Annotated in this window: 26 protein-coding genes and 2 tRNA genes; 9 read left to right on the top strand and 19 right to left on the bottom strand. The window is 39.9% G+C overall.

The window, feature by feature from the left end:
• Positions 1 to 3: 3 nt before the first annotated feature.
• The gene (locus BUC20_RS11800) at positions 4 to 1,413 is read right to left on the bottom strand and encodes an MFS transporter (protein ID WP_073231054.1); all 1,410 of its coding nucleotides are present in this window, start codon (positions 1,411 to 1,413) and stop codon (positions 4 to 6) included.
• Between the two features lie 85 nt (positions 1,414 to 1,498).
• Here BUC20_RS11800 and BUC20_RS11795 point away from each other — a divergent pair, with 85 nt between their 5' ends.
• The 3 genes from BUC20_RS11795 (at position 1,499) to BUC20_RS34170 (ending at position 5,675) form a co-directional block, all read left to right on the top strand.
• Positions 1,499 to 2,356, top strand: coding sequence for an AraC family transcriptional regulator (locus tag BUC20_RS11795; RefSeq protein WP_073231052.1), 858 nt, complete (start codon positions 1,499 to 1,501; stop codon positions 2,354 to 2,356).
• Positions 2,357 to 2,470: 114 nt separating this feature from the next.
• The gene (locus BUC20_RS34175; RefSeq protein ID WP_234994505.1) at positions 2,471 to 4,603 is read left to right on the top strand and encodes a chemotaxis protein CheB; all 2,133 of its coding nucleotides are present in this window, start codon (positions 2,471 to 2,473) and stop codon (positions 4,601 to 4,603) included.
• Positions 4,542 to 5,675, top strand: coding sequence for an ATP-binding protein (locus tag BUC20_RS34170; RefSeq protein WP_234994504.1), 1,134 nt, complete (start codon positions 4,542 to 4,544; stop codon positions 5,673 to 5,675). Before BUC20_RS34175 ends, BUC20_RS34170 begins: the two co-directional genes overlap by 62 nt.
• Before the next feature lie 18 nt (positions 5,676 to 5,693).
• Here BUC20_RS34170 and BUC20_RS11785 read toward each other — a convergent pair whose 3' ends face one another.
• The 4 genes from BUC20_RS11785 to BUC20_RS11770 all read right to left on the bottom strand — a co-directional run bounded on the left by BUC20_RS11785 (position 5,694) and on the right by BUC20_RS11770 (position 10,652).
• Positions 5,694 to 8,387 carry a TonB-dependent receptor gene (locus BUC20_RS11785; protein ID WP_143166767.1) on the bottom strand — a complete coding sequence of 898 codons (2,694 nt, stop codon included), beginning with the start codon at positions 8,385 to 8,387 and terminating at the stop codon, positions 5,694 to 5,696.
• The gene (locus tag BUC20_RS11780; RefSeq protein ID WP_143166766.1) at positions 8,380 to 9,345 is read right to left on the bottom strand and encodes a FecR family protein; all 966 of its coding nucleotides are present in this window, start codon (positions 9,343 to 9,345) and stop codon (positions 8,380 to 8,382) included. Before BUC20_RS11780 ends, BUC20_RS11785 begins: the two co-directional genes overlap by 8 nt.
• A gap of 180 nt (positions 9,346 to 9,525) precedes the next feature.
• Entirely contained in the window at positions 9,526 to 10,107 is a 582-nt protein-coding gene (locus tag BUC20_RS11775) for an RNA polymerase sigma-70 factor (RefSeq protein WP_073231047.1), read from the bottom strand.
• 191 nt (positions 10,108 to 10,298) lie between these two features.
• Positions 10,299 to 10,652 carry a hypothetical protein gene (locus BUC20_RS11770; RefSeq protein WP_073231046.1) on the bottom strand — a complete coding sequence of 118 codons (354 nt, stop codon included), beginning with the start codon at positions 10,650 to 10,652 and terminating at the stop codon, positions 10,299 to 10,301.
• 131 nt (positions 10,653 to 10,783) lie between these two features.
• On the opposite strand from BUC20_RS11770, the gene BUC20_RS11765 reads away from it, so the two are divergent.
• From BUC20_RS11765 to BUC20_RS11755, 3 genes are all read left to right on the top strand, one after another.
• Complete coding sequence (locus tag BUC20_RS11765; protein ID WP_159441092.1) at positions 10,784 to 11,650, top strand: helix-turn-helix domain-containing protein; 867 nt, start codon at positions 10,784 to 10,786, stop codon at positions 11,648 to 11,650.
• A 154-nt stretch (positions 11,651 to 11,804) separates the two neighbouring features.
• A tRNA-Gly gene (locus BUC20_RS11760) sits at positions 11,805 to 11,877 on the top strand.
• A 50-nt stretch (positions 11,878 to 11,927) separates the two neighbouring features.
• A tRNA-Leu gene (locus tag BUC20_RS11755) sits at positions 11,928 to 12,012 on the top strand.
• A 59-nt stretch (positions 12,013 to 12,071) separates the two neighbouring features.
• On the opposite strand, the gene BUC20_RS11750 is transcribed toward BUC20_RS11755, so the two are convergent.
• The 3 genes from BUC20_RS11750 to BUC20_RS11745 all read right to left on the bottom strand — a co-directional run bounded on the left by BUC20_RS11750 (position 12,072) and on the right by BUC20_RS11745 (position 13,915).
• Complete coding sequence (locus BUC20_RS11750; RefSeq protein WP_073231043.1) at positions 12,072 to 12,800, bottom strand: siderophore-interacting protein; 729 nt, start codon at positions 12,798 to 12,800, stop codon at positions 12,072 to 12,074.
• A 3-nt stretch (positions 12,801 to 12,803) separates the two neighbouring features.
• A complete protein-coding gene (locus BUC20_RS33900; RefSeq protein ID WP_159441091.1) occupies positions 12,804 to 12,980 on the bottom strand; it encodes a hypothetical protein in 177 nt (58 codons plus the stop codon).
• 80 nt (positions 12,981 to 13,060) lie between these two features.
• Positions 13,061 to 13,915, bottom strand: a complete 855-nt coding sequence (locus BUC20_RS11745) for a helix-turn-helix domain-containing protein (protein ID WP_073231041.1) — start codon at positions 13,913 to 13,915, stop codon at positions 13,061 to 13,063.
• A 215-nt stretch (positions 13,916 to 14,130) separates the two neighbouring features.
• Between BUC20_RS11745 and BUC20_RS11740 the strand changes: the two genes are divergently transcribed.
• Positions 14,131 to 15,696, top strand: coding sequence for a serine hydrolase (locus tag BUC20_RS11740; protein WP_073231039.1), 1,566 nt, complete (start codon positions 14,131 to 14,133; stop codon positions 15,694 to 15,696).
• A 228-nt stretch (positions 15,697 to 15,924) separates the two neighbouring features.
• On the opposite strand, the gene BUC20_RS11735 is transcribed toward BUC20_RS11740, so the two are convergent.
• A complete protein-coding gene (locus BUC20_RS11735; protein ID WP_073231037.1) occupies positions 15,925 to 17,118 on the bottom strand; it encodes an outer membrane protein assembly factor BamB family protein in 1,194 nt (397 codons plus the stop codon).
• A gap of 75 nt (positions 17,119 to 17,193) precedes the next feature.
• On the opposite strand from BUC20_RS11735, the gene BUC20_RS11730 reads away from it, so the two are divergent.
• Positions 17,194 to 17,865 (top strand): O-methyltransferase, encoded by a 672-nt coding sequence (locus BUC20_RS11730; RefSeq protein ID WP_073231035.1) that lies wholly within the window; start codon positions 17,194 to 17,196, stop codon positions 17,863 to 17,865.
• A gap of 57 nt (positions 17,866 to 17,922) precedes the next feature.
• Positions 17,923 to 19,110 (top strand): hypothetical protein, encoded by a 1,188-nt coding sequence (locus BUC20_RS11725; RefSeq protein WP_073231034.1) that lies wholly within the window; start codon positions 17,923 to 17,925, stop codon positions 19,108 to 19,110.
• Positions 19,111 to 19,121: 11 nt separating this feature from the next.
• Here BUC20_RS11725 and BUC20_RS11720 read toward each other — a convergent pair whose 3' ends face one another.
• From BUC20_RS11720 to BUC20_RS11675, 10 genes are all read right to left on the bottom strand, one after another.
• Complete coding sequence (locus BUC20_RS11720) at positions 19,122 to 19,442, bottom strand: hypothetical protein (protein WP_073231032.1); 321 nt, start codon at positions 19,440 to 19,442, stop codon at positions 19,122 to 19,124.
• Positions 19,443 to 19,459: 17 nt separating this feature from the next.
• On the bottom strand, positions 19,460 to 19,837 hold the full coding sequence (locus BUC20_RS11715; protein WP_143166765.1) for a hypothetical protein: 378 nt from the start codon (positions 19,835 to 19,837) through the stop codon (positions 19,460 to 19,462).
• A 20-nt stretch (positions 19,838 to 19,857) separates the two neighbouring features.
• Complete coding sequence (locus BUC20_RS11710) at positions 19,858 to 20,322, bottom strand: hypothetical protein (RefSeq protein WP_073231029.1); 465 nt, start codon at positions 20,320 to 20,322, stop codon at positions 19,858 to 19,860.
• Between the two features lie 17 nt (positions 20,323 to 20,339).
• A complete protein-coding gene (locus tag BUC20_RS11705) occupies positions 20,340 to 20,816 on the bottom strand; it encodes a hypothetical protein (protein ID WP_143166764.1) in 477 nt (158 codons plus the stop codon).
• 249 nt (positions 20,817 to 21,065) lie between these two features.
• Positions 21,066 to 22,292 (bottom strand): hypothetical protein, encoded by a 1,227-nt coding sequence (locus tag BUC20_RS11700; RefSeq protein ID WP_073231026.1) that lies wholly within the window; start codon positions 22,290 to 22,292, stop codon positions 21,066 to 21,068.
• 108 nt (positions 22,293 to 22,400) lie between these two features.
• Positions 22,401 to 22,775 carry a glyoxalase superfamily protein gene (locus BUC20_RS11695; protein WP_073231793.1) on the bottom strand — a complete coding sequence of 125 codons (375 nt, stop codon included), beginning with the start codon at positions 22,773 to 22,775 and terminating at the stop codon, positions 22,401 to 22,403.
• Between the two features lie 25 nt (positions 22,776 to 22,800).
• Complete coding sequence (locus tag BUC20_RS11690) at positions 22,801 to 23,976, bottom strand: DUF418 domain-containing protein (protein WP_200800931.1); 1,176 nt, start codon at positions 23,974 to 23,976, stop codon at positions 22,801 to 22,803.
• A 64-nt stretch (positions 23,977 to 24,040) separates the two neighbouring features.
• Positions 24,041 to 24,598 (bottom strand): hypothetical protein, encoded by a 558-nt coding sequence (locus BUC20_RS11685; RefSeq protein WP_073231025.1) that lies wholly within the window; start codon positions 24,596 to 24,598, stop codon positions 24,041 to 24,043.
• 30 nt (positions 24,599 to 24,628) lie between these two features.
• The gene (locus BUC20_RS11680; protein WP_073231791.1) at positions 24,629 to 25,138 is read right to left on the bottom strand and encodes a DUF302 domain-containing protein; all 510 of its coding nucleotides are present in this window, start codon (positions 25,136 to 25,138) and stop codon (positions 24,629 to 24,631) included.
• 139 nt (positions 25,139 to 25,277) lie between these two features.
• Positions 25,278 to 26,210, bottom strand: a complete 933-nt coding sequence (locus BUC20_RS11675; RefSeq protein ID WP_073231023.1) for a helix-turn-helix domain-containing protein — start codon at positions 26,208 to 26,210, stop codon at positions 25,278 to 25,280.
• Positions 26,211 to 26,294: the final 84 nt, after the last annotated feature.

The raw sequence follows: 26,294 nt of genomic DNA, 5'->3' as shown, positions 1-26,294 counted from the left end.
TTATTAATATTTATTGTTTTTCAACTTTTTCAATTTTATCCCATAGTACAATGCAGCTAATTCCAGTGATCCCAATACCAGGAGTGCAATCATAAAAGCATTGGTAAAGCTACCTGCCAGCGGTAGAATACTGAAGAATAACGTTCCGATCACCGCAACACCAAGTGCGCTACCCAACTGGATCGCCGTGCTGACAATCCCAGCAGCCAGACCAGCTGTAGCAATAGGAATATCTGCCAGCACCAGGCGTACAACAACCGGCATCACAATCCCGTGCCCAACACCTGCACACAACAACGCTGCGTACAAAAGTGTCCCCGGCAAGGGATAATACCACAATACTCCTGCCGATAGGATGAATCCAATGCTCAATAAGGTTAACCCGATCGTCAGTACATGATCTTTATATTTTCTTGCCAATGCTGCGCTCAGCAAGGGACCGATAAAAAATCCTGCCGCATAAGGCAACACCGCTAAACCTGCTGATAACACCGTCCAATGAAAGCCACTTTGCAAATAGACAGGATAGATCATAAAAAAAGAAGCGGTATTGTTAAAAAGAAAAATAACGGCCAGACCGGTGACAAATTTCTTATCCTTAAATAACTTTAAATAAATCAGCGGATCCCTTCCTTCTGCGGTGACGCGTTTTTCTGTGCGTATAAACCAAAGCCCAAAAGGCAGGGACATCGCCATACAAACAAATACCCAGACTGGCCATCCTGCTTCCCTCCCTTTAATTAGCGGATAGATGAACAGAAACAAAGTAACCGAAATAAGGATCACACCCGGGATATCCAGCTTCGGTCTTTTCTCAGGTCGGTTTTCCGGGATAAAGATAAACGCCAGTACAATGGCCAGAATCCCGACAGGAACATTAATCAGGAAAACCGTTTCCCATGTTAGTCCAAAGGGTTGCCATTCCAGTAACATTCCTCCGCAAAGCTGTCCGGCAATGGAAGCCAGTCCGAAAGTAGCCCCAAACAACCCCATCGCCTTTGGCTGTTCTATATCCGGAAAAATCACTCTGATCGAGGAAAGTACCTGTGGCGCCAGCATCGCTGCTGCCAATCCCTGTAAAATACGGGCAGCAATCAATACCTCTGCATTAGGCGCCATTGCACAGGCCGCTGAGGTCAGCGTAAACAGACACATACCAGTCATAAAGATCCGCTTTCTGCCATAAATATCTCCTAAGCGTCCTCCGGTTACGACAAATACCGCATAAGCAGCACCATATCCGGTAACAATAAACTGCAGTTCAGCGCTATTCGCATGTAATCCCTGCTGCATCGCTGGTAATGCCACATTTACAATAAAGAAATCCAGAGGCGATAAAAAAGCACCCATTAACAATACGGCTAAGGCCTGCCACCTGGCAGGATAAGGTATTGAAGTATTACTTCCTGACATATAAATTATTTTAGGCCACAAAGGAAGCGCTAATGGCCGGGAGATAAATTGGACTTTAAAAGGATTATCCTGTACATTTGCCCTGATGTATACCAAGGAAAAAAAGCAGCCTTTTGACTTGTTTCTATTAGAAACAGATACCTGGAAGCGCCCTGCTTTGCAGCATGTGTTTGAATTGGTATACCTGATTTCAGGAATGGGAAAGGCATTGATCAACGGCAATACCCATGATTATGAGGACGGCAAAATATTCCTGCTCAGCCCGGAAGACAAATACTCATTTGAACCGGAATCCAGCACTCATTTTCTGTTTATACGCTTCAACGACTTATCGTTCTCCCAATTCAGCAATGAAGTAGAAGAACTGGAGTTCTGCGACTGGACAAAAAAGGCACAATATCTTTTTAATAACCTCCATGCCAAGGCAGGATGTGTATACCGCAATGCTGATGATGAACAATTTGGAAAAGTGCTGCTTTCGGCGATCATCAGGGAATATCAGCAGAAGGAAGCAGGTTACCTGCTGGTCATCCGCCAGTCTGTATCTACCCTGGTGAATATTCTTGCCCGTAATGTTTCCTTAAGCGAGCCTTCAAAACTGCGGAAGAAAACGCCCAAAAACGACATCATTCAAATTGTTGCTTACCTGCAACAATACATTGCTGAACCGGAACGTCTGAGAATAAAAGCAATTGCTGCTCATTTTAATTTTTCTCCAAATTACCTTGGCGAACTCTTCCGGGAGCGTACCGGCGAAAGCATTCAGGATTATGTAATCAACTACAGGCTCAAACTTGTAGAAACCAGGCTTGCCCATAGCAATATGCGCATCGCTGAAATCGCAGAAGAGCTCAACTTTACTGATGAGAGCTATTTATCCCGGTTATTTAAAAAACATAGAGGCATTACCCCCGGAGCTTACAGAAAGCAACTCAACAAATAGCTGAGGGCAAATAAACAACTCATTTGCAAAAATTTAGTGGTATATTTGATTATCTCCAATACCCATATTCCGGGAAACAGATCCGATACCCTAACTCATTCTCAAAATCATACCATGCCTACAATACAACCTCACCATATCATTGCAATTGGCGCATCCGCCGGTGGCCTGGAAGAAATCAACGCTTTCTTTGACCATACTCCTTCGGATGGGGTATCCTATATCATCATACAGCACCTATCTCCGGATTTTAAAAGCAGAATGGTGGAGTTACTGGCCAGACACAGCAAGCTTGAAGTGAAGCAGGCGGAAGAGGGCATGATGGTGGAATGTAATAAGGTATACCTGATTCCCAATGATCAATTGATGACGATTCATGACAACAGGTTGTATTTAACACAGAAAGAAAAGGAAAACACCCCCCATCTGACCATTAACCTGTTTTTTAGTTCTCTTGCTGCTAACAGTCAGGAGAAAGCAATTGGCATCATTCTTTCCGGATTCGGAGCTGATGGTACTGAAGGAATTAAAGCCATAAAAAATGTTGGCGGAATGGTAATTGCCAGAAATCCGGAAACAACTGCATACGGAAGTATGCCTTCCAAAGCTATTGCTACCGGAATGGTTGATTTCATTCTGGAACCGGAGCTGATGCCCAATGTGATTGAAGATTATATAGAACACGGAGGAGATTTGCTGTATGATAGTCAGGAAGACAAGAAAAACATCGTTTCAATTGTTGAGTTGATCAAAGAGAACTCTCTTCTAGATTTTTCAGAATATAAACAAACCACCATCATTAGAAGAACAAAGAGAAGAGCCGCTTTCAGCAATTTCCATACGCTTGGCGCCTACCTGGATTTTCTAAAAACAAATCCGGAGGAAGTGGAGGCACTGTCAAAAGATTTCCTGATTAGTGTCACTTCTTTTTTCAGGGATAAAGGTGCTTTCGACTATATAAAGAGTAAAGTATTACCTGAAATATTAGCTAAACTTGCTCCCGGAGAAGAGTTAAAAATATGGGTTGCAGGATGTGCCACCGGCGAAGAAGTCTATTCAATGGCGATTCTGATTGCAGAACTGCTGACCGGCAAATTTGCGGATACGGTGGTCAAAATTTTCGCTACAGATATAGACAGTGCGGCATTGGTTCATGCGGGTAAAGGGATTTATAGCCATGGAATTACAAAAGACGTATCTCCCGAGCGACTGGAGCAGTATTTTACCGAAGAGCGAAACAGCTACAAGGTAAAGTCAGAGATCCGAAAAATGGTAATTTTTGCTCAGCATGATCTCGTAAAGAATCCACCTTATTGTAATATGCACTTTATCAGTTGTCGTAATTTACTGATATATATGACCCCCATCCTGCAGAAAAAGATCTTTACGATGCTGCTTTTCGGGCTTAAAGTTGATGGGTACTTATTCCTGGGCTCGAGTGAAAATCCAATTCCCATCATTAAAAATCTGGAAGTGGCAGACAAAAAATGGAAAATCTATAAGAACCTGGAAACAAAACGGACGGTCCGTTTCGATACTTTTTCTCTTCCCGAGTTACTAGACACGAAACGTGCACCTTACCTCCTTTCCAGGGAAGAAGGTTCTAAAAACACCAACCACACCCTGGCCGAGGCAGTCAACAAAAGACTCACCGAAGAGCTGGATTACCTGGTGATTTGCATTGATGAAAATAATCATGTGGTAAAGACTTATGGTGATACAACCAAATATCTGCTCCAAAAGAACTTCAACTCCAATCTTACTGAACTTTTACCAAAAACACTTGCGGTTGCACTCAACACCTTAAAAACTAAAAGTCTTAAGACCAACAAAAAAGTAACGGTTAACGGAATAAAAATAAAACAAGGATCATCTACGCTAAGTGTCAGTCTCTCTCTTAGTCCCCTGCCGATCAAAAAAGAGGAACAATTGTTATTTATGGTCACCTTTAGTGAAGATAAATTAAAGAGCCGCTCTACTCAGAATGACATCGCATTTGATGAGAAGCTATACCTCAACCAGTATATTTTGAATATTGAAGAAGAGCTGAAAGAACTGAAGAACAAGCTTCACTCTGCTTACGAACAACTGGATGCTTCCAATGAAAACATGCAGTCTTTTAATGAAGAACTGCTTTCTGCAAATGAAGAAATGCAAAGTACCAATGAGGAAATGCAGTCTGTTAATGAAGAACTGGACACGATTAACTCCAATTACCATCAAGAACAAAGAGTTACTGGAAATTAATGACGATCTGAACAATTATTTCAGGAGCAACATTAACGGGCAGCTGTTTATTGACAATGAGCTGTTACTCATGAAATTTTCGCCGGGTACCGTAAAGCAAATCAATTTGTTAGAGAGTGATATCGGAAGGCCGATCAGTAACATTTCAACAAACATTAAATTTGAAACGATCATAGATGACATCAGGCAGGTACTGGTGGAGGGGAGCATCATTACCAAAGAAATTGAAACCAATAATGGCAAATGGTATCAGATCATGACCATGCCTTATATACAGGCTGACAATAAGAGTAATGGGGCAATTATTACCTTTAATGACATTACCGAATTGAAAAGAACCCAGCATGAACTGGACAAGAAAAACAAGAGTCTCTTACGCATCAATGCCGATCTTGACAACTTTGCAAATACCGCTTCACATGACCTTTTAGCGCCATTGGGTAATATAGAAGTCAGCATTAGCATGATGAACAGAAAGGTTACAGATCCTGATCTTAGTAAATTTTTAAGTATCATCAATTCCTCTATTAAAAAATTCCGGACCCTTATTGACGACATTGCCATCATTGCCAAACTGGAAAGTGACATGATTACCATGGAAATGGTTGACCTTGAAGAAATCATCGATAATATTGAATGGAGCCTGGACGATAAGATCAAACAGTCTGGTGCGGTCCTGATCAGAGATCTGAAAACAGATCATATTCTATTCTCAAAAAAGAACCTGAGGAGCATTTTATACAACCTGATTTCCAATGCAATTAAATTTAAAGGCGATCAGCCTCCGGTCATCAGGATTCAAACCTTCAGAGAAGAGGAAACGGTGATATTATCAGTAGAAGATAATGGAATCGGCATGTCCAAAGGAGATTTGGATCGCATTTTTGACATGTATGGCAGGCTCCATCAGGATGTTGAAGGCAGAGGCATCGGTCTGTATCTTGCTAAAAAGATAGTCGACGCAACCAGTGGCAACATTACGGTAGAAAGTGAACAAGGGAAAGGAAGTAAATTTACCATTAGCTTTAAAGCAGAGCCTGAATATTTAATGCTCAGCCCCCTACCTCATTAGCCAATGGTTTTACCCTGTTTAATTTTTCACCCTGCTTTGTTCCGTTTCCGTACCTCCGGTATTTCTTCTTTTGTTCTTCACAGCTGTTCCAAAACTATAGGTAAAGCCGAGGGTAAAGGCTTGGGAATTAAACCGGTTTCTAAAAGTAGAATACACTTTGGGAATGAAATTGGTTAATCCATCCGCTTTATAGGTATTAAAAACATCTCTGACATTGAATTTAAGAGAAGCCCTGTTCTGCATCAGCTTCTTTTGAAGCCCTGTATTGACCTGTCCAAAGGGATCCACTATTGCCTGTCCATTGGCCTGTTTACCTACATAGAAAAAGCTGAGTTCAGCACTCCATCCTCCGGGAAGGCTAAACTGATTTGAGGTATTCGTCTCAAAATAAGTAGAAGATTGATCGAGAACAGTGGAAAGCAATTGCCCTTTATATTTATTACTGACCACCTGTGCATAACAATTGATCATCCACCAGGAAAAAGGAGAAAGCGCCAGGTTTATGGACGCGCCAAGATAAGTCGCAGTTCCTATATTTCCTGTTCCATCAATAAAGATATTCCCCTCCTGTCTGACCACTTCATTTTGAAGATCTGAAATCCGGTTATAAAAAACAGCAGCACCGAACGAACTTTTATATTGATAACTAAGTTTATAATAATCTGCAAACTGCGGTCTTAAAAATGGGTTTCCTGTCGAATAAGTAAACTTATCCGAAGGCTGGGTGAAGGGATTCAGGTCTTTATAATACGGCCTTCCTATTCTTCTTCCATAAGAAGCGATCAGCAACTGGTTTCCAGCAGTATCCAGTCTATAAGATAAATAGGCTGTTGGGAAAAGATTGGTATAATGGTTTACAAAAGCAGAATCCGGGTGTAATACATTTCCTACCTGTTGCCCTTTTGAATTGGTATTTTCCAACCTTAGTCCTGCCTGAAACTCAAATCTTTTATGAACCTTATTAAAATTCAGGTAAGCGGCATTGATGTTTTCTTTATAAAGAAACTGATTGGAAAAGGTAAAATTAGGACTACTTAGCCCATTTACCACATCAAAATAACTGGCTTCATTGTCTGTATTTACATAGCTGCTTTTAAATCCCGTTTCCATTTTAGCTTTCCCTTTTAAAGGATGTGTATAATCTGCTTTTATAGCATAAATGCTGATGTCGGACGGCAAAGTACTGGTCATATTTTGCTGAATAGCCAAAGTTCCTCCTGGCAGATAGGTCGAATTTTGGAACAGCTCTCTGTTATTTGCATTATACTTCAGGTAATCCAGGTCTAATGAGAAAACTTTTCCGTTGCTGTCAAATTCGTGATTATAATTCAAACTGAGCCCTGCTTTATTGAAATGACTTTTACCACTATTATCAGCCAATACCGTAGAATCTAACTCACCCCGACCGTTATAGAGGTAATTCGATGAAGGTAGTTGCATGGTACCCGGAGAGAAACTTCCATTAAACACGATTCCCCAGGTAGTTTTTGGCGAAAGTTCATAATCCATTCCCAGTTTTAAATTGGTATTGTTATTCTTCGGTTTGATGAGGAGATTTTGTCTGAATATTGAACTTAACTTTCCCTGATCATCTGAGATTTCCCGTAACAGCTCCGTTTGCCTGAACCCTTGATTTAGGCCGTAGCTCACATTGGCAAAGACATTTACTTTATTGTGCCGGTAATTCATGTTCAGGCTCTCCGAAGTTTGTCCATAATGGGAAATACCATAATTTGCAGACAAGGTTCCATTGAAACCTTCCGCCTTCGATTTTTTGGTTTTGATATTGATCATACCTCCGTCTCCGGCGGCATCGTATTTTGCTGGTGGGGTATCCATGAGCTCAATCTGATCCAACAAAGAAGAAGGAACTGACCTCAGATAGCTGGCCAATTGAGTGCCGGACAAATAAGTTGGCTTTCCATCAATTAAAACCAGTACTCCGGGTTTTCCTTTGAAACTAATTTTTCCATTTGCATCCACGCTTACTCCTGGTGATTTTTCCAATACCTCCAGTGCATTTGCCCCATCATTGGAGATCAATGAACCTACATTAACGATGGTCCGGTCTATCTTCTGTTCAATAAAAGCTTTTTTTCCTGTAATGGTCACTTCTTTTAAACGGTTGGGTTTTGAACTCAGCACTAAATCCGGCAGCAGAATGACAGGTTGATCAGCCAGGCTTAAAGCAACAGATACACTATCCATTCCTACAGCAGAAACCAGGAGGAGATAATCTCCCTTTTCCTTTACCTTCATTTGAAAATTTCCGGCTATATCTGTGAGTTTTGAGTAAACCAGCTGATTTCCTTGTTTCAAAAGAATAGTACAAAGACTAATTCCTTCCTGGTCTCTCCCGATCACTCTCCCTTTAATTTCAAAATCAGCAGCCTTGTTCAATTCCAGAAGGATATTATGATCTACCTGACGAAAGGAAAAGAAAGTATTTTGAAGGATTTGTTTCAACGTTTCTTCAATTGTTCTCTTTTCTGTGATCAGGCTGAGGTGCTGCAATTTTGCTACCTCCGAACTGCGGTAGTAAAATCTGAGGGCAGTCTGGGCCTCTATCTTTTTAATGGCATCATTGAGGTTTTCATCGTTAAGCCCAATACTTACCATTTCTTTACTCATGTCCTGCCCTTTTCCAGGAATGGTCAATAACACAAATACGGCCGACAAGCAAAGGGTAATGATATACAGTTTACTACTCACAACCCTCCCCTTTTATCAGTATACTACCGTCTGGCTGCTTCACATAACTTGCCTTATTAAATGAGCAAATCACTTTAAGGATCTGATCCAGGTTCTCGCCATTTAAGGCCGTTCCTGTAAATCTGCAGTTTTGTAGCTTTTTATTTTCAAAACTGATATTCAGCTTAAATCTTTGTTCCAGTTTAATTGCAGCATCTGCAAAGCTGATGTCCTCAAAGCGTAGGCCTGTTTTCTGCCATTCTATTGCCTTCATTGCATCCACATTGGTTAATGCAAACTTATTTTCTGCGGTATTGAAGCTAATCTGTTGATTCGGTTTGATGATTCCCAATACTTCAGTACCGTTTGCTACGCTCACCTTTCCTTGTGTTACGGTAACCGTTACCCGATGTGATTGTGGATCTTCTTTGATGTTAAATGCTGTTCCAAGAACGGTGGTCTTCAGTTTTCCGGTATGGATAATAAATGGTTTATCCGGATCTTGTTTAATGTCAAAATAGGCTTCTCCACTGAGGTATACTTCACGCGTTTTGCCATCAAACTGTTTAGGGTAGCCGACTTTTGATCCTGCATTTACCCAAATCGTACTCCCATCAGCCAAAGTCAGCTGACGTTGCTGATCAGCAGGAACGCTCAAAGTAGTCAATTGAAGCGGGACCTTCGGCTTTCCAAAGAATGGGGTATAAGTGTAGAGAATGAAACCCAATACCAACACTGCTGCAGCAGCAGCCACCGAGGCCATCTGTGGCCATACACGTCTTTTTTGCAAGGCAGGTGTATATAAAGGCAAACCCTTTGCAATATAAAGCAGGTCTTCCTTAAACTCAGTTTCACTAAGTTCTGCAATTCCATTACCTTCCCGGCTTTCATACCAGCGGTCAAGAAAAGCAAGTTCCTCCCGACTGCAATTCTTGTCCCGATACTTTTTCAGCAAGGCTAACACTTCAGTCTCTTTCATTGGGATATCATCATTAGTTTCTTCATCTATCAGCAAGCCTAATAAGTTGATCTATTGATCTTTTGTAAAGGCCCGGGTTTTATTCCCCTTAACGGATACAATTGTTGCTCAGCTTGCTTTGTCTAAATTAGAGTCGGACAAGTTTCCTGTAGGGCGTAGAAAAAAATAATAAATTTTCGGTTACAGAATAAATGCAGTAAAGATTGCCATTCCAAGTTTCTTTCTTAGGATTTTAAGCGAATTATTGATCTGTTTTTTTACTGTTTTTTCGGACAGATCAAGTTCTGCAGCAATTTCTTTATGACTCAGGTTCCCCATTCGGCTCATCTCAAAGACCCTCCTCATTTTCTTTGGCAGTGCGGCAATCTCCTGTTCGATAATGGCGAGAAATTGTTTTTCCCGAATCACATAATCGGTGATGCCATCTTCCTGCTCGGAAAATTTCACTACCGATTCCAGGTACCTCGAAGCCACTTCCCGATGAGAGATCAAATCAAAAACCTTATACCTCACCGCAGTATATAAATATGCAGAAAGCGTGGTTTTCAATACTAGTTTATCCCGGTTATTCCAGAGGCTGATGAAAAGATCATGGACAATATCCCTGGAATCTTCCCTATGACGAAGTTTATTAAAAACGTGAATATACAATGCCCCATGATACCTGTTGTAAATTTCGGTATAGGCGATTTCATCACCGGCAGACAAGAGGGAACTCAGTTCCAGATCGCTCAATTGAATATATTCCTGTTTTACCTGCATATATTTTCCGGAGCGAATTTAGAATAATAACTTTGGAAACAAACATTCCATCAAATAAGACAAAAACTCAACTTAGTTGAACATTACATTGGCAAAGCATCAACTGATTTGATGATGATCAGGAAAAGCATCAATTTAATTGACGATTACCCCGCAAACATCAACCTAATTGATTATGATCTGGAAAAATGTCAATTTGTTTTGGTTAATGGGTGTTGCAGATAGATGATTACCAGATTCAGCGCTAAAAAAGGCAATTCAATTGCCGCCCCTTTAAGGTCTTTATTTAACAACTGCAAACAGATGATCATCAGGATTCCCGCTGCCATCAGGAAATTCCCCAAAAGAAAAGTCCTTGGAAAAAGAATGAGTATTGCACTCAACATCGTGACCACTCCGTTGATCATCACCCCTGTTTTACTGAAATTCCATTTCCCAAACATTTCCAGCATTTCGGGTTTAGCGTTCCACATTGCCCAGCCTTGTTTTAATCCCATAAAAACAGCGAATAAAATCAATGCAGCATTTATTATTTTAATGATCATGGCGATAGATTTTGTATAGATACTAACTTAAATTTACATAAAACAGGCTATTTATCACCAATGATATTGCACTTGATTTAAGTATTTTTGTGATAGCACAATTCTGACAGAGGAAACAAATGCGGTTAAATATGGAAGAAAAGGATTTTGAAGCTCATTTGTTTGAGGTAGAAGCTCCGCTAAACGGTGTTTTGAGTCATTTCTATCAATTCCAAACCTCAGCATCAGCAAAACCGGTGATCAAACACCTGTCTCCAAATTTCGAAATGTTATTGATTTTCAATTTTGGTACGCCTGTACGTATTTCCTTTAATGAACAAGAGCTGGGAACGGCAACCATCACCCGCACTGCCGCAATAGGCCCCTTAAGAAAGCTATTGAATTATGAACTGCAGCCCGGAAGCCATGCCATTGTAGCCAATTTCACACTTAATGGATTCTACAGGTTATTTAAACTTCCATTGAACGAACTTGGAACAGGAGAAGTTTTCGATCCGGACCTCCTGATTGACAAAAGCTGTTTTGCTGAGCTTTGGGAAGAATTGAATGAATTAGATGATTTACAGGAAAGAATTCATTTGCTCAGTTCTTACACTGCTCAATTTACTGAACCTGTTGATGCTGCATCTAAACCGCTACTGAAGCGTGTTTCTTATTTTCATAATCCCCTGGTTCAACCAGTCAAAGCCATTGCGGCTGAAACCAATCTAACCGTAAGAAGTATCCAGCTGCGTTTTCAAAAATATGTAGGATATTCACCAAAAGAACTGCTCAGATTTTTGAGGTTTAAAGATGTAGTTCAACAGATCTTGCATCAAAACGATGAAAAACTAAACCTGTTTGACCTGATTCATACCCATGGATACCATGACCAGAGCCATTTGATCAAGGATTTTAGACATTTTATGGGTACCACCCCACAGAAATTCATCAAAGAAATGGTTGGAAAGGGATTTTGCACACCTAAAAGCGATGGGTATCCTTCCGAAGAAAAGTAAATTCTTAGGCTAAACGACCTTAAAAACCTTTAGAAAGAGGTATTCGGAAAAAAAATATAAATTTTTATTGCTTGAAATCCAGTCTATTCGGTAAAATGTTCAAAAGAGAGTATGGAAAAATGAAAAGTATATCTATCTTCGTGACGTTATCAACGCGAAAGTAGCTCAGTTGGTAGAGCACGACCTTGCCAAGGTCGGGGTCGCGAGTTCGAATCTCGTCTTTCGCTCTAAATGCCTTCATTAAATGAAGGCATTTATTTTTAAAAGGTAATCACCTGCTCAGATGGTGGAACTGGTAGACACGCAGGACTTAAAATCCTGTGACCTTAAAAGTCGTGCGGGTTCGATTCCCGCTCTGAGTACTAATCTTTGTTACCATAAAAAAAAATCTGTAAGTGAGAAGCTTACAGATTTTTTTTTACTACAGACCAACACTCCCTTCAGCCCAATATCCTTGCAATTTTATATTCTTAGAACTGACACCGTACTTTTTTAATACAGATCGGAACTTTTGCACAGAAGCTACATTCCCGGTCAAATAAAACACAGATTGCTTAAATAGTTCAGGCTTGGCCCTTATCCAGGCTTCCAATACAATGAGCGCCTCCTTTCCAGGCTCCTCAGGCGTTTTGAGTACGGTTTTAACATCATATCCCCGTTCTTCGGCAATGTTTCTGTTGGCCTCGTTTAACTCAAAAATGCCTCTTGCCCATTGCTTGTTCTTATTGATCTCCCTAAGCAGTGCGACATAAAAACTGAGACTCGTCTCATCACCGAAAAAGAAATGAAACGTCTTATCTTTTTCATACAGCTTTTTTCCGCCGGGTGCGGATACTTTTAAACGCTCTCCTGGCAGTAACCGATCTGCCAGCTTGCTACCCGGACCATTACCGTGAATATGAAACAGAATTTCCAACACCCCCCTTTCCCGGTCAAAGGCCGAGGGTGTATAATGTCGTAATTCCCTGTCGCTGGTACGAAAAACCATAGAAGAGCCAGGATAAAAGTCGATATGGCTCAGTTCCCCGCGGAATATTATCCTCTTTATTTCAGGGCTGTACATGATCGTTTCAGTTACCTCTATATCGAGGTATTTGGAAGACAATAAATTCTCCATCTGATCGGCCACCCATTTAGGTACGTTAGGCATAACTTATTGATTATTGATAAAATGATTGGTGGCTTTTTGCAACTGGATTTGCGCGTTATCAGTCCTTTCACAGGCAGGGCCATTAAGGTAGGCACTGATGCCATATCCAAGTGCAGTGATCACAACCGCTACACCAATGAGTAGTTTCAGTTTATTGTCTTTGGGTACTTTCTCTTCCATTTTTTCTTCTTGTTTTGAGTAACACAAAGGTTGGAAGCTGGCCGGGTCGAATCAATGAACCATTCAAAGGAAGGTTTGGACTATTTACGGTAATTGCTTCGGAATTGCAAAGGAGGCATGCCCGCGATCTTACTGAAAAGGCGGATAAAATAGGGCGTATCTGCATATCCTAACAGATGAGAGATCTCTTTTACAGCGCTATTGGTATAAAAAAGCATCCGCTTGGCCTCGAGAATGATTTCCTGGTGTATCCAGTAACTGACCGGGTGACCTGTCCTATCTTTAACCACCTCATTCAGATAGGATGCTGAGATATTGAGCGCAGCAGCATATTCTGAAGGACTCTTCATCTCCCGGAAACTCAGCAATAACAGGCTCCTGAACTGCCTGGTGATCAGCTGTGGGCGATGTGCTGACGGTGCAGTCAGGCTTTTATTACCCATGCATGCTGCTACGAACATACAAATACAGACCTCAAGCATAGAAATAAGCGTCTGATCTTCTCTATTCAGATCAACCTGTTCGCCTAACCGCTTGAGTAGCAAAAAACTCTGATTGAACAATTCGCCTTTTGGCGCTGCTAACAGCACCGGCTTGTTCATGATCGCAAAGTCTGCCAGTACGGTACGAAAATCTTCTTTGATGCAGGCAGGGTCAAGCGCCAATACCCATGCTGTGGTATGGAGTGTAGAGACACCATAATGAACCTGGCCAGGAAGGATACAGTAGATCGCACAACCTGAAATCGTTATTTCCTGAAAATCCACAATGACCGTACTGGATCCGGATTGTTGAAACATCAACAGATAATTATCGTCACGATGTGCCTTGTTCCAATGCGAGATGTCAGGATACCGGTCAAGTTTAAGCAGCTGGAAGTTCTTGGCAGTCCGCTCATGCAAATGATAAACTGGAATTGGCGGCTTTTGTTTCATCTATATATTAAGCTCAGGCAAGGTAAGCCTTAATCGCCAAAAAAATCATAGACCAATCGCGGATAAGTATGGACAATTCCCGGTATCATGTAACATAAAAGACATCGCTTAGTCTTAAAAATAGCTCAATAACTATTCTTACAAATTAAAAACATTACGCATATTAGCTGTGGAGCTCAATACTAACAGAAAATCATAAATTCAATTAAGATTAAATGAACAAATCAAAATTAACACTTTCGCTTTTCCTCTTGTTTATGTTTTTCATCAACAAGAACTCTTTCGCTCAAATCTCTAATACAGAGGTTGATGTTCTTGTAGAAAATGCCATCAAAAAATTTAATGTTGCAGGTGCTGCAGTGGCTATTGTCAAAGATGGTAAGGTGGTTTATAAAAAGGGCTTCGGCACAAAATCTACGGAAACTAAACAGCCTGTTGATGAAAACACCAATTTTGCCATTGGGTCAAACAGTAAGGCATTTACCACGGCAGCACTGGCTATTTTAGTAGAAGAAGGGAAACTGAGCTGGACCGACAAAGTAAAAAAGTACATTCCTGAATTCAAGATGTACAACGATTATGTAACTGAGAATTTTAATATTCAGGATTTATTGACACACCGCAGCGGACTTGGTCTGGGGGCTGGTGATTTAATGCTTTTCCCGGATGGTTCAGATTTCACCATTAAAGATGTGGTCAGCAACTTTCAGTATTTTAAGCCTGTATCTGAATTCCGGACCCATTTTGATTATGACAACCAGCTTTATCTCGTGGCTGGAGAAGTGATTGCAAGGACAAGCGGAATGACCTGGGAAGATTTTGTGCAGAAACGTATTATGGCGCCCCTTGAAATGAAAGCTTCTTATAGCTCGCTGGCAGGGATGAAAGACAAAAGCAATTTGTCATCAGCACATTCTTCAGCATCCGGTGTAATAAAAAAAATAGGAACATTTGGAGACATGATGAATGGAGCAGCAGGTGGAATCTTTTCCAATGCCGATGACATGTCAAAATGGATGCTTGTTCAATTAAATAAAGGCAAATACGGATCAACATTACAATCAAATCTTTTCAGTCCTGAGAGTCAATATGAAATGTGGAAAATACATACTGTAGAAGACACAGATCCAAGCCCAAGGTACAACACCCGCTTTAGAGGTTACGGGTTGGGTTGGGAAATAGCAAATATCAAAGATCATCTGAGTGTTTCCCATACTGGTGGAATTCCCGGAATGCTTTCTATTGTGACCATGATTCCCGACTTAAATCTGGGCATCACTATCCTGACCAATACAGAAAACGGTGGTGTTGGTGTATTTTCGGCGGTCAGCCAAACCATTATTGACAGCTATCTGGGACTAGCCGATTTTGGATGGACTGACAAATACTATGCACATCTCAATTCGCAAAAAAATACGGGTGACGAGGTAGTCAAAAAAGTTTGGGAAACCGTAAAATCGGGCAAGAACAACAACCTGAAAAAGGAAGATTTTACAGGCGTTTATCAGGACAAGTGGTTTGGGAAAGTAGAAATATACCTGAAAGACAAGCAACTTTGGTTTAAATCATACCGGTCTCCGAAACTAACAGGGCAAATGCAATTTTATAAAGCCAATACTTTTGCCATAAAATGGGAATACAGGGATATGGAATGTGATGCTTTTGCGATGTTTTCGTTGGATGAAGAAGGAAAAGCTCAAGGGATAAAAATGAAAGGCATCTCCCCTAATATTGATTTTAGTTTTGATTTTCATGACCTGGACCTGGTAAGAATAAAATAAGCTGGGACCCCGTTGTATTTAGTCAGGTAATATTGCTAACCGAAGCTTTAGATTACCACAGACCAGTCCGGGTTTACGACAGGGGTTGATAGGGCCTGCTTCGGCTTAGCGCCCTTTTAACCCCATTTTTGATCCTGGTATAGCTCAGGCAAAAATTAGCCTTGTATAAAGGATGTATCAGACCTGAGTACCGGAAGGGAAGCCTTTTCTACTGTGGTTTATTAAGCTTCACTTTGCCCCTAACATTTCAATCCAGGTTACATTACGGGGGAAAGACGACTTCGGGGCGCGGATTTCATAATCAATGGAAAATGATCTGCTCTCCATATCAAAGCTAACGATGCCATTGTTACTTTGGTAAATTACCGTCTTAGGATCTATCTGTACAATATTGGAAATGGCTGTCTCCTGACCTGCTTGTTCAAATGAGGGAAAATCTGCACTAAACTCCTGCACTCCTGTTTTTTCATCTAGTACAAAGAACACCTGATCAGTATATGCATAGATCTTTCCTCCGATATTCTGGAAATAAGTGATCATCTGGTTGTTAAAAACGGATTCCCATTTTTTAGTACCATTAGCCGTATTTACGGCAACAATTGCAGTAGTATTGGTTTTTAAGTTTCCCCCAACCATATAAACTGTGTTTTCTCCGGTAAGCAGCTTGTCATAGCTTAACCCGTCAGGATATGGACTGATGAATTTCCACTTTAATTTTGAGTCCTGATCTGTTGCATATAATTCCTTAATTCCATCACTACTATAAATCAAAGTGCCATCGCTGGCTGGTTTGGCATTTAAAGGATGTTTTTTAAACCCTGTTTCCCATACGATTGAACCATTCTTCTGATCAAATTTATAAAGTACTTCCTGGTTATTGGTATACCCAAAATCTCCAATAAATAATGGCGGATAATTAGTATATGGACCTTTCAAAGGGGTTTTCCATAAATTGTTTCCATCCTCTTTGTTTAGTGCATATAACTGACTGTTTCTGGCAGAGAGGTAAATCCTGTCCTTACTGATGGCAGCAGATTGTCCATTTATTACATAAGAAGTATCTTCGAGTTTCGAGTTGATTAAATCCCTGGCAGATATCAATTGTTTTGACCATTTAACAGTGCCATTTCTGGCATTTAAAACAGTAACATTCCCTTTCGAAAAAGGAACATAGATCAAATCGTTTTCAATAGTGAATGTATTATCCCTGTTTTCAACTTCTCCAGGATTTTTATAGGTCCAGTTTACCTTTTTATCGTCAATATCGTAAGATGTAACTGTTCCATCTGCTCCGTAAATAATCAGGGCCCTGCTGTTGTTTTCCTGAACATTACTGTTTTGCTGATCCGTAGATGATGAACTACAAGAAACGAAGATTGCACAAACTATGGAAAGGCAAAAAGACCATTTGGATAAAATCATAGATAGGGTTTTATGTAAAAATGAGCTGGATTATTTCTAATTTTAGAATTATCAGAAAACAATATACATAAAACGATGAACGAAAATATATTTGGAAAAGTAGACCAGTACATTAGTGACCTTCTCGCTCCCGAGGACCAGATATTAAAGGACACCATTAAGTCTATTGACGAGGAAGGACTCCCCCAAATAAGTGTAACTCCAAATCATGGAAAGATGCTGCAGGTAATGGCCATCCTTTCTAATGCAAAAAGAATACTGGAATTAGGGACACTTGCAGGATACAGCACCATTTGGCTTGCCAGAGCTTTACCCGAAAACGGGCAGTTGATTACGCTGGAAGTGGATCAGCACCATTCGGATGTTGCCAGGAAAAACATTGAAAATGCCGGACTTTCTGACAAAGTAGATTTCAGGGTGGGAAAGGCGATGGAAATCCTGCCTCAATTAATTGAAAATAATGAGGGCCCTTTTGACCTTATTTTCATAGACGCAGACAAGCCACCCTATACAGAGTATTTTGAGTATGCATTAAAACTGTCGAGACCAGGAACAGTGATCATTTGCGACAATGTGATCCGTGAAGGCAAAGTACTGGATGAAAACACCAGCGACGAAAGAGTAAAAGGAGTTCAACGTTTTAACAAAATGCTTCAGCAAAACAAAAACGTAACAGCCACCATTATACAAACCGTTGGTGTAAAGGAGCATGATGGGATCGCTATTGCCGTTGTGAACAGGTCATAATAGACAAACAGCAGAAATCTATTGCTTATATTACAGAAATATTAATCGTCATCTAACATGTATAAACTCCTTATTTTATTCCTCAGTATCCCCCTATTCAGCATGGCACAAGACGATAAAGATGAACAACTATATCTCACAGCAGATCACGAGATCAGTAAAGAGAAAACAGCAATCAAATGTATTTTGAATGAGGATCTTTCAGTTGGTTACGTTAAATGTTATGACGGTATTAACGAAAACAATACGTTGCTCAAACAATTAAATAAAATGGTGCATGTAGATGATGCACTCAAACCAAATCAGTATAGCAACTATGTAAAATCGACAGGATATGAGCAATATCTGGTTGGCGACTTCAAAGATGGAAAACCTTATAACGGCTTTTTTAGAGCGGATAGAAAAAAGGTAAATGAATGGCTCCTGTTTGATTTTTACAAAGATGGAGTGCTGACCATGCAATGGTACAACAACCTGTTCCATACCATTGAGAGCGAAGACAACAGGCTAAATTTTATCACCCTGAATTCCGAAAGCACGTTCCTGAATGCTGAGTTGCAAGACGGGATGGAAATTATTCCTGCAACCATAAAACGCGGAGCTGGGGAAGTGGTCCGTTTTGTGAAAGACCGTAAAACTTCTTATATCATGCTTGGCCTGTACGCTGAAAACTATGGGGAAATGATCAAAATTACACCTGATGCACAAGGTTTTTTAATCAGCAGCGTACAACGGAGCAGTGCTAAAGTCAGCTTTAGTAATAATGGCCGGAAACTGGAGTATTTTGACAACCAGAATAAACTGGTGAATAAGGTTGAACTTATACATACGGAATTGAATGCGACAGAAAATATCGATCCTAAACAAATGATCATGTATTTTCAAAAGGGCAACAAAATCTATCAGGAGCAATTAAAAAATCCTAAGGACCAAAAGGAGGACCCTCAGGGAAAATACTACAGCCCGGCGCTTGAATGGGTAGCGCAAGCTATATTTAGTACTGCTGACTTCAACATCCCCAACTTTGTTGGCCTATTGGAAAATGATGGATGGAGAATAGGCAGACTGGGATACCATACGTTCATTGACGGTAAAGAAATTGGATTAAGGTATAGAAATGGTGATCAGGAAGGTACTTACAGCATGGACTTTTACGAAAAAGGAAAAATAAGCAGAGCAGAAGAATTGAGCATAAAAAATAAAACGCCCGATCAGATTGCTGAAATTCTTAAAATCATAAAATAGAATTTTACGTGTTATATCCTTTCCTGTGTTTTTATTCTTTTCCAAAGCACAAATCCTTTTCTACCAATCACAAGGCCCAAAACAACCATAAAAGCCAGGATAAACCACTTACCTCCGATTTTGTACATCAGCTCCGTTGCCTGGTTCATTTCATAAGTACCACCGGTTTGTTCCCAGTTTTTTAGCTTTAAAAAATTGACAATACCTACTGTGATAAAAAATAACCCGAATACAAAATAACTAATGGCTTTGATATAAGGTTCCCTTCTATTGCCCTGGTAGATGTGGTCTTCGGCAAAATGCCTGTCCTTTTGGTTGGTCTCGTTCTCCATATGCTGAAATGATTGATCTATTTGGATTTCATATGACCATAAATGTAAAGTACAGCGAGCAGTATAAATATGGCACCGAAAAATATGCCGGCTATCCACAACAAGACCTTCCCTTTAGTACCAATCTTAAAAGAGGTAATTACCTTGATCTGCTTTTTCTCAGTCCGGTAAAACTCATCCAGCCCATTGTTCCAACGTATATTGGGAATATCCTTATTACAATTGCTACAGCTCACTGAAGCTGTGATCTTTCTTGTATTGTGTATGTTATCGGTCTCGATCTGGACCTGATAAAAAGCCATCTCCATTTTGCCACTGGCTCCACATAGAGGGCAAAGGATGGAAGAAACAGGGAGCGTTTTGAGATACAGGTGATTTCGGTTTACTCGGATCATTTCTTTTTCTTTTACTCAAGTTAATCAGATAATCCCATAATCGAACTTAATTCATCATTTAGTCTTTGCAGAGGCCTGGCCGTAAAGAAACTTTGCCGGAGTAAAATGTTCTTCGTTTTTCCGTTTACATACATCACCAGCACAGCCGATACGCCTACTGTGATAAACGCACTTTTAAGTTTAGAGATCAGGAAATAGTCAAAATCATCAAAATTGTAGGTGATTTCAGAACTAAAGAAAAAGGATTGTTTGCGGATTTTACGACTTTGGGTATCGAAACTTATTTTACCTGTACTGCGAAGAATCCCCATTACTACTATAAAGGCCAAAAGAGCAGCACCCATATAAGCGCCTTTAGTGGTTCCGTATATCAAAGTGGCGATCATCGCGCCAAAGCCCAATACGGAAATAGTGTAAAAAAGGCCTTTTTGTACTTTTAAATGATAGATACCCCCTTCTTGCTCAAAGTATTTTAATGTTTGCATTTCTGTATTTTTTTAAGTTAAAAAGGCATTTCCTTTACTTGTATACCATTGTCTTTAGCATAGGTTTTGGCGATGTTCCATAGCTTATCATATTTCTCAGCGAAATTGGCATAGCTCTTTTCGTCAAGAGTCCGAATGGCTTGATTAATCGATTCGGCAGCAACATTCTTGTCTATCATTCTGGCGATTTCCAAATGGTCTGTCTTGTAGCTTTGTAAGACAAAAGTGTAAAGGTCTATAGAAGCGTCAATCATCGGTTTAGCTTCAGTTCCGGGATAAAGCCCTTTTACTTTCTCCAGATCTCGCTCTGCGGATGCGATGGAATAGTTTTGCAGGTATTTTTCACAGGAATTGAAACTGGCATTGTTCCCTCCACCTTTGATATATTTCTGATAAGTGTGGAAATAACTTCCACCAAATCGTGAAATCATATTGGTATTTAAAGCTGCTTTATCAAAGTATTCTTCTGGCCGGTGTATGAGATTGCAACTCATACTTATGGATAAAAAAAACAATAAAATTAATCTGTATTTCATAGTTTGATGGTATGAAACAAAATTGCAACCTTATCCGCTCTTTCTCCAAATGTATCCTTCCTACAGAACGCCTACATTTTAGGTGGAGGCGTATACAAAACATATACAAAAACCGATGATGTAAAAAGGGCCTGATTACTTTTTTTAAGTAATCAGGCCCTTTTTAATGTTCAGAAACCTCAGTCTCCCTGCACGATAAGTAAGAATCTATTGAATGAATTTACTCCCTGTTACTGTTCCAAATAATACCATCAAGTCAAAACTTTTCACAAAATCACTCACTCTGGAATCAATTTCTTTTAGTTTTCCATTTTCTATCGCTCTGCCTATAGGTCGCAAATCAAAAACAGCCCATTCCTGATCGTTCACCTGATCATAGAATGATTTAAATACCTTAAGATCCGGATCTTCCTTTACATTATAAGGCTTCACTGAAATGCTATTATCAATTGATCTCATGTCATTCCATGTGCCGTTTTTACCAAAAATCAGGATATGCAACGTTTTCTTTCCCGCAGCAGCGGCAAGATGATCTGCAAGATTACCTATTTCAAAATATCCATTTACATCATTGGTACGTGCAACATGATTTGCTCCAAATTTAAACAACAGGTTAGGAATATTGATCGAGTCCTTTCCAATGTAAGATGAAACATAGTTCATCATATTCTTTTTCATCAAGTTTAGGCGCACTTCATGATTCCCATCCAACATAGGACGACTAGCCTTCAAATCAAGTAACATCCTTTTACTCTGACTATTGTCATTCCTAAAGGTATACAGCAGGGTGTCGATAGATCCGGGAGTCATTTTATAGTAACTCAGGTTCGTCCAGTTTTTTATGATATCAGTATAAAGTAGCCGATCATGATTTCCATACTCAATAGATTTTTGTATCGCCAGTTTCTTGTTGGCTGGTATTTTAGAAACTGCGGATAGTTCTTCGAAAAATAATCCATTAGACATAAAGGCAATTTCATTTAGTCCCCAGATGTCAACTTTATCAGCAATCAGTTTTCTTGCCAGCTTCATTTCCGCATCCCAGCTAAAAAAAGACAAATCATATGGCCACTTCCGAAAGTGTTCAGTATCTCCCGCCAGATTCGCTGTAACTTTTTTCAGTCGTTTTGCAGAATATGGATCAATTTCTACCACAAAGGCCTTGGGCTTAAGGATCTCAGCGACTTTTCCCGTAAAGACAGGTATTTCGGCTTCACCATGCTGCTCACCAATCATTAAAAATTGAACTTTTTGTATTTCCTTTTTCAGTATATCCCAACCTGGCCCTTTGAATTCGCCATTATTATAATTGAAAGTGTTTTTCTTAATCAGGCTATTTAAAGACAGACTGTCCTTGGTTTGGGCCTGACTGCTTATTGCGAAGAAAGAAAATAAAAACGGAAAAGATAGTCTAGGTAGGGTACTAAGTTTCATTTAAATAACAGGTTATAGTTCGTATTCAAATGTATAATTAAAAACGAATTCTAAGCCCTGTTTTTCCAGTCATCTACTTAATTCATAGAAAAACACAGAAAATCACCCCTAAGATAGGGTTGTCATTTCTTCCGAAAATGTAAGTCTGTTTCCAAAAGGGTCATGTACCGTCATCATAATTCCATTGCTGTTCCATTCCGGCACTTCCAACCCCGGACGGTTATACTTATAATTCTGATCAATGAGCTGCTGATGGAATTCCCTTAATCTTGTAAAATCATCAATAGAGACATGCGCTCCGGGACTTGCATCACCATGGTGTTCTGATAAATGAAGAATTACATCACGCAGGGAAATCTGCATATAGATTGGCGTATGATCGGGCTTATGTTCCCAATCTATCTTAAAACCAAGCCAGTTGATATAAAATTCGAGCGCCTTATGGGAATCAAAAATCCGGATAATAGGAATGACAACAGACATAATATTTTTAGAGATTGATTTATTCTTACTGATTTTTTTGTTTTCTGAGTGGCAGATGCTGACCATAGCTTAACTGTCGCCATACCCATTCTACGGGGCCGTAATTAAAATAGCTCAGCCAGCATTTGCTGATCAATATCTGTGAGGCAAAAACCAATACGGCCATTAATGCATAAAACCAATAGGGTTGAGTATTAAACAATCCCAATCCAACATTTAAGAACAGTAATGTTGCAATCACGTTTTGTGCCATATAATTCGTCAGGGTTAGTTTACCCATAAACTGTAACCCATTAAAAACAGCCTTCAGTTTACCGCTGATGTAAAGCCAGCAGATACCAGACATGATACTCAGCATGGTACATAAAATGGTCCAATACCCCGGTTTAAAGAATTTCAGTAAAGTAAACTCTTGTGCGACCGCAATCTTTGTCCCAACATTTAAGACAATTGCAGCAGCAAGACTTACCCAAAACAAGGTGATCAATTGCTTTTTAAACGCTGTCAGATGATCAAAGAAACCAACGCGCTGGGCTGCGAAGCCCAGTAACATACAGGCGAACATCATGATCCGTACAGATATTGCATATTGAGGGTTGATCATCTCCAGAAAATAGGTTCCTTTAAGGTTCATCACAAAAATATCAATCCAGTTATGGCTGTAAAAGAGCGGCAAAATTTTCTCCATCTCTTTCTGGAAATCATAATTATTCAGGGAGGCCAGGTAAGCTGCAATAAAGGGAAGGATAAGGAGTAAAACCAGACTTGTCCTGAAGGCCATTTTAGCGGAAGCCTTGTAAAACACCAGCAATAGCAAACCCAGAATCGCGTAGTCTTTTAAAATGTCACCAAACCAGAAGGCAGAATTGATGAAGGCAAGAACGAATAGCCAGAACATTCGTTTAGAAAAAAATAAGATTGGATTTTTGCCTTTTTTTGCAATGTTGTTCATTAAAATCGCAAAACCATAACCAAACAGTACGCTGAGCAATGTCCAGGATTTTGCAGCAAAAAAGTATTTATTGACCAGCATTAAAATATCTGAGACTTTATCAGGCGCATGTTTTACTTCTTTTCCAAGCCCAAAGTAATCCACGTAATTACCAATTGCTACTCCAAGCAATGCCCATGCCCGCAGAATGTCTACAATAACAATCCTCTCCTTAGGCTTAACAGGCTGAACAACTGAATTTTCCATCATAATAAATATAAAAATATTTAAACGATTTTCCCTTTAAGGGAAAGAAAATAATACAAAAAGGCAGTTATACTACAGGAAGATAACGCTCAGGCAATACGGTCGGATCATAAGGTTTAACAAAGCCAACATGTCTGGCATATAAAAAGAGAAATAATAAACCTGAGGCCATCATGACCGCAAGACCGTATTGGCTTATTGCCAATGCAGCCAGAAAAGCCAGCACTACAAATGCCATCAATATGATCAGTCCAATGAACACAAAGCTCCTCCCCTGACTAAACTTTATCGAATGACTAAGCCCCTTAGAGATCAATCGATCATGTAAACCAAGTACCCAATTCCGGTAATCCAGGTCCTGGGAATTCATTTTCTGAACCAGTTTATTACTTTTAAGGGGATCGCGGCTGACACTCTTGAGCTGAAGCTTAGCGCTATTGGAAAAACTAATGACGATGCTGTACCAATTCGCTTCTGCAACAAACAGCTTGACCCCTCTGATCTCTTCATAGCGATAATAATGTTGTTCCTCTGCTCCCGCTTTCTGTAAAGAATACCGGATTCCCGCATCTTCCAAAATGGCAAAAGCCCGTTTATTTGTTACAGAAATATACTCGTATTCCATTCCGGTCTGCTGTCTGGTAAATATCGTTTGCTATAGATTCGTTTTTGCAGCGGCATTCACTACCGCGGCCATTACTGATTCCATCGTTTTTTTAATGCCTTTACTCTTCTCTGTTAATCCATGTCTTTCTGCAATCCAGTTGACATCATTGTAATTCAGCCAAACCTTACCTGTCTCATCTTCCCAAACCAATACTTTTAAAGGTAAATCAAGTCCAGAAATTTGCTGGTCCTGCATCAATATGGTTCCCGCTTTTGGATTTCCGAAGAACAACAGCTCGGTTGGCCTCAGTGCCAAACCATCTTTTTCCGCATTTTTTGCATGGTCCATTCTCAGAAAAACCGTCATTCCTTTTGATTCCACAATCGAAACCAACCGATCCATGCTTTCTTTAACGGAATAATGGCTTTGAACACTGACTATTCCTTTAGATCGTTTTTCTTCAGTTTTTACTCCAGGCACAGCCTTTTGACTGTCCTGAGCAAATGAGAGCTGTATAATAAATATAGCAAGTAATAATAATCCGGTCTTTTTATTCATTTCAGGTATGAAGATCAACAATATTAGAGAAAAAACAATATTTTCATCTTCATGATCAGGACTTTGACAGGCCATTTGATGATAAAAAAACCGGGCGCAAAATACAGATCATACAGCATGTCATACAAATCTCTAAGGTCTAAACGCGATGCTGCTCCTTACGGTACGATACCGGTGAAAGTCCGGTATGTTTTTTAAAGTAATTACTGAAGTGTGCATACTCCGAAAAGCCCAGAAGAAAGGCCATCTCCTTGATCGAAATTGCGGAGTGCTGCAATAATGATTTTGCCTCAGCAATTGTTTTTTCGGCAATCCAGGTACCAATGGCTTTTCCTGTTTTACTTTTCACTACGTTGCTCAAATAGTTAGGATGCAGGTTTTGTGCATCGGCATACTCCTGAACCCGAAATGCCTGAATAACCTTACCTGTACTTAAATCCCGATAGTGTTTTTCGAGCGTCTGTTTGAAACTTTTTACAATCTGAGAACTTCGGTTTCCCTCATAAATTGGATTATAATCCTTCCAGAAATATTCTTTTATTTTCAGGAGCAAGACCACAAACAGATTGCCAATCATTCGGTTTCTATAGGGGGAACTGCCAAAATATTCTTTCCGGATCTGCAGATACAACTGCTCAAATTCGGAGAAGGATTCCGGGCTCAGTACCCTGGGCAGCACCGTTTCGGCAAGTAAAAAGGGAAACTCCTCAAACACATCCGGATGTACATTTTCTTTTAGAAATGATTCGCTCAGCGTGATCAGGCAAACTTCACTGAGCTGTTCCCATTCGTGGGATTTATAATGACCGGGATTGGTAAAATAAATCGTTCCCGGGATGGTATTAAAAATAAGATCGTCGGTCGTATATTTTCCATAGGCTTCTTTCACGAATACAAAAGAGAAAAAGTTGGCCCGGTATACCGGAGATTTAAAAGGAAGGTCCAGGTGAATATCCTGTAAGTTATGAATGGTGAAGTCAGTTTTTTCATCAATCTGATCTACAGGCAATCCAAAATGAAGGTATTGCGTTAACAAGGAATTAAAGACCGGTTTTTTTTCTGTTTCTTTCATTTGACAAGTACCGAACAAGGCTAAGCATCCATCTTCAAGCGTAAATTAACAACAAATTTTCAGAATCACCTTCCGTTAATCCCA

Origin of the sequence: Pedobacter caeni (genome assembly GCF_900129215.1) — a bacterium.
Classification (GTDB): Bacteria; Bacteroidota; Bacteroidia; order Sphingobacteriales; family Sphingobacteriaceae; genus Pedobacter; species Pedobacter caeni.
This window is presented reverse-complemented; position numbering and strand designations above follow the sequence as displayed.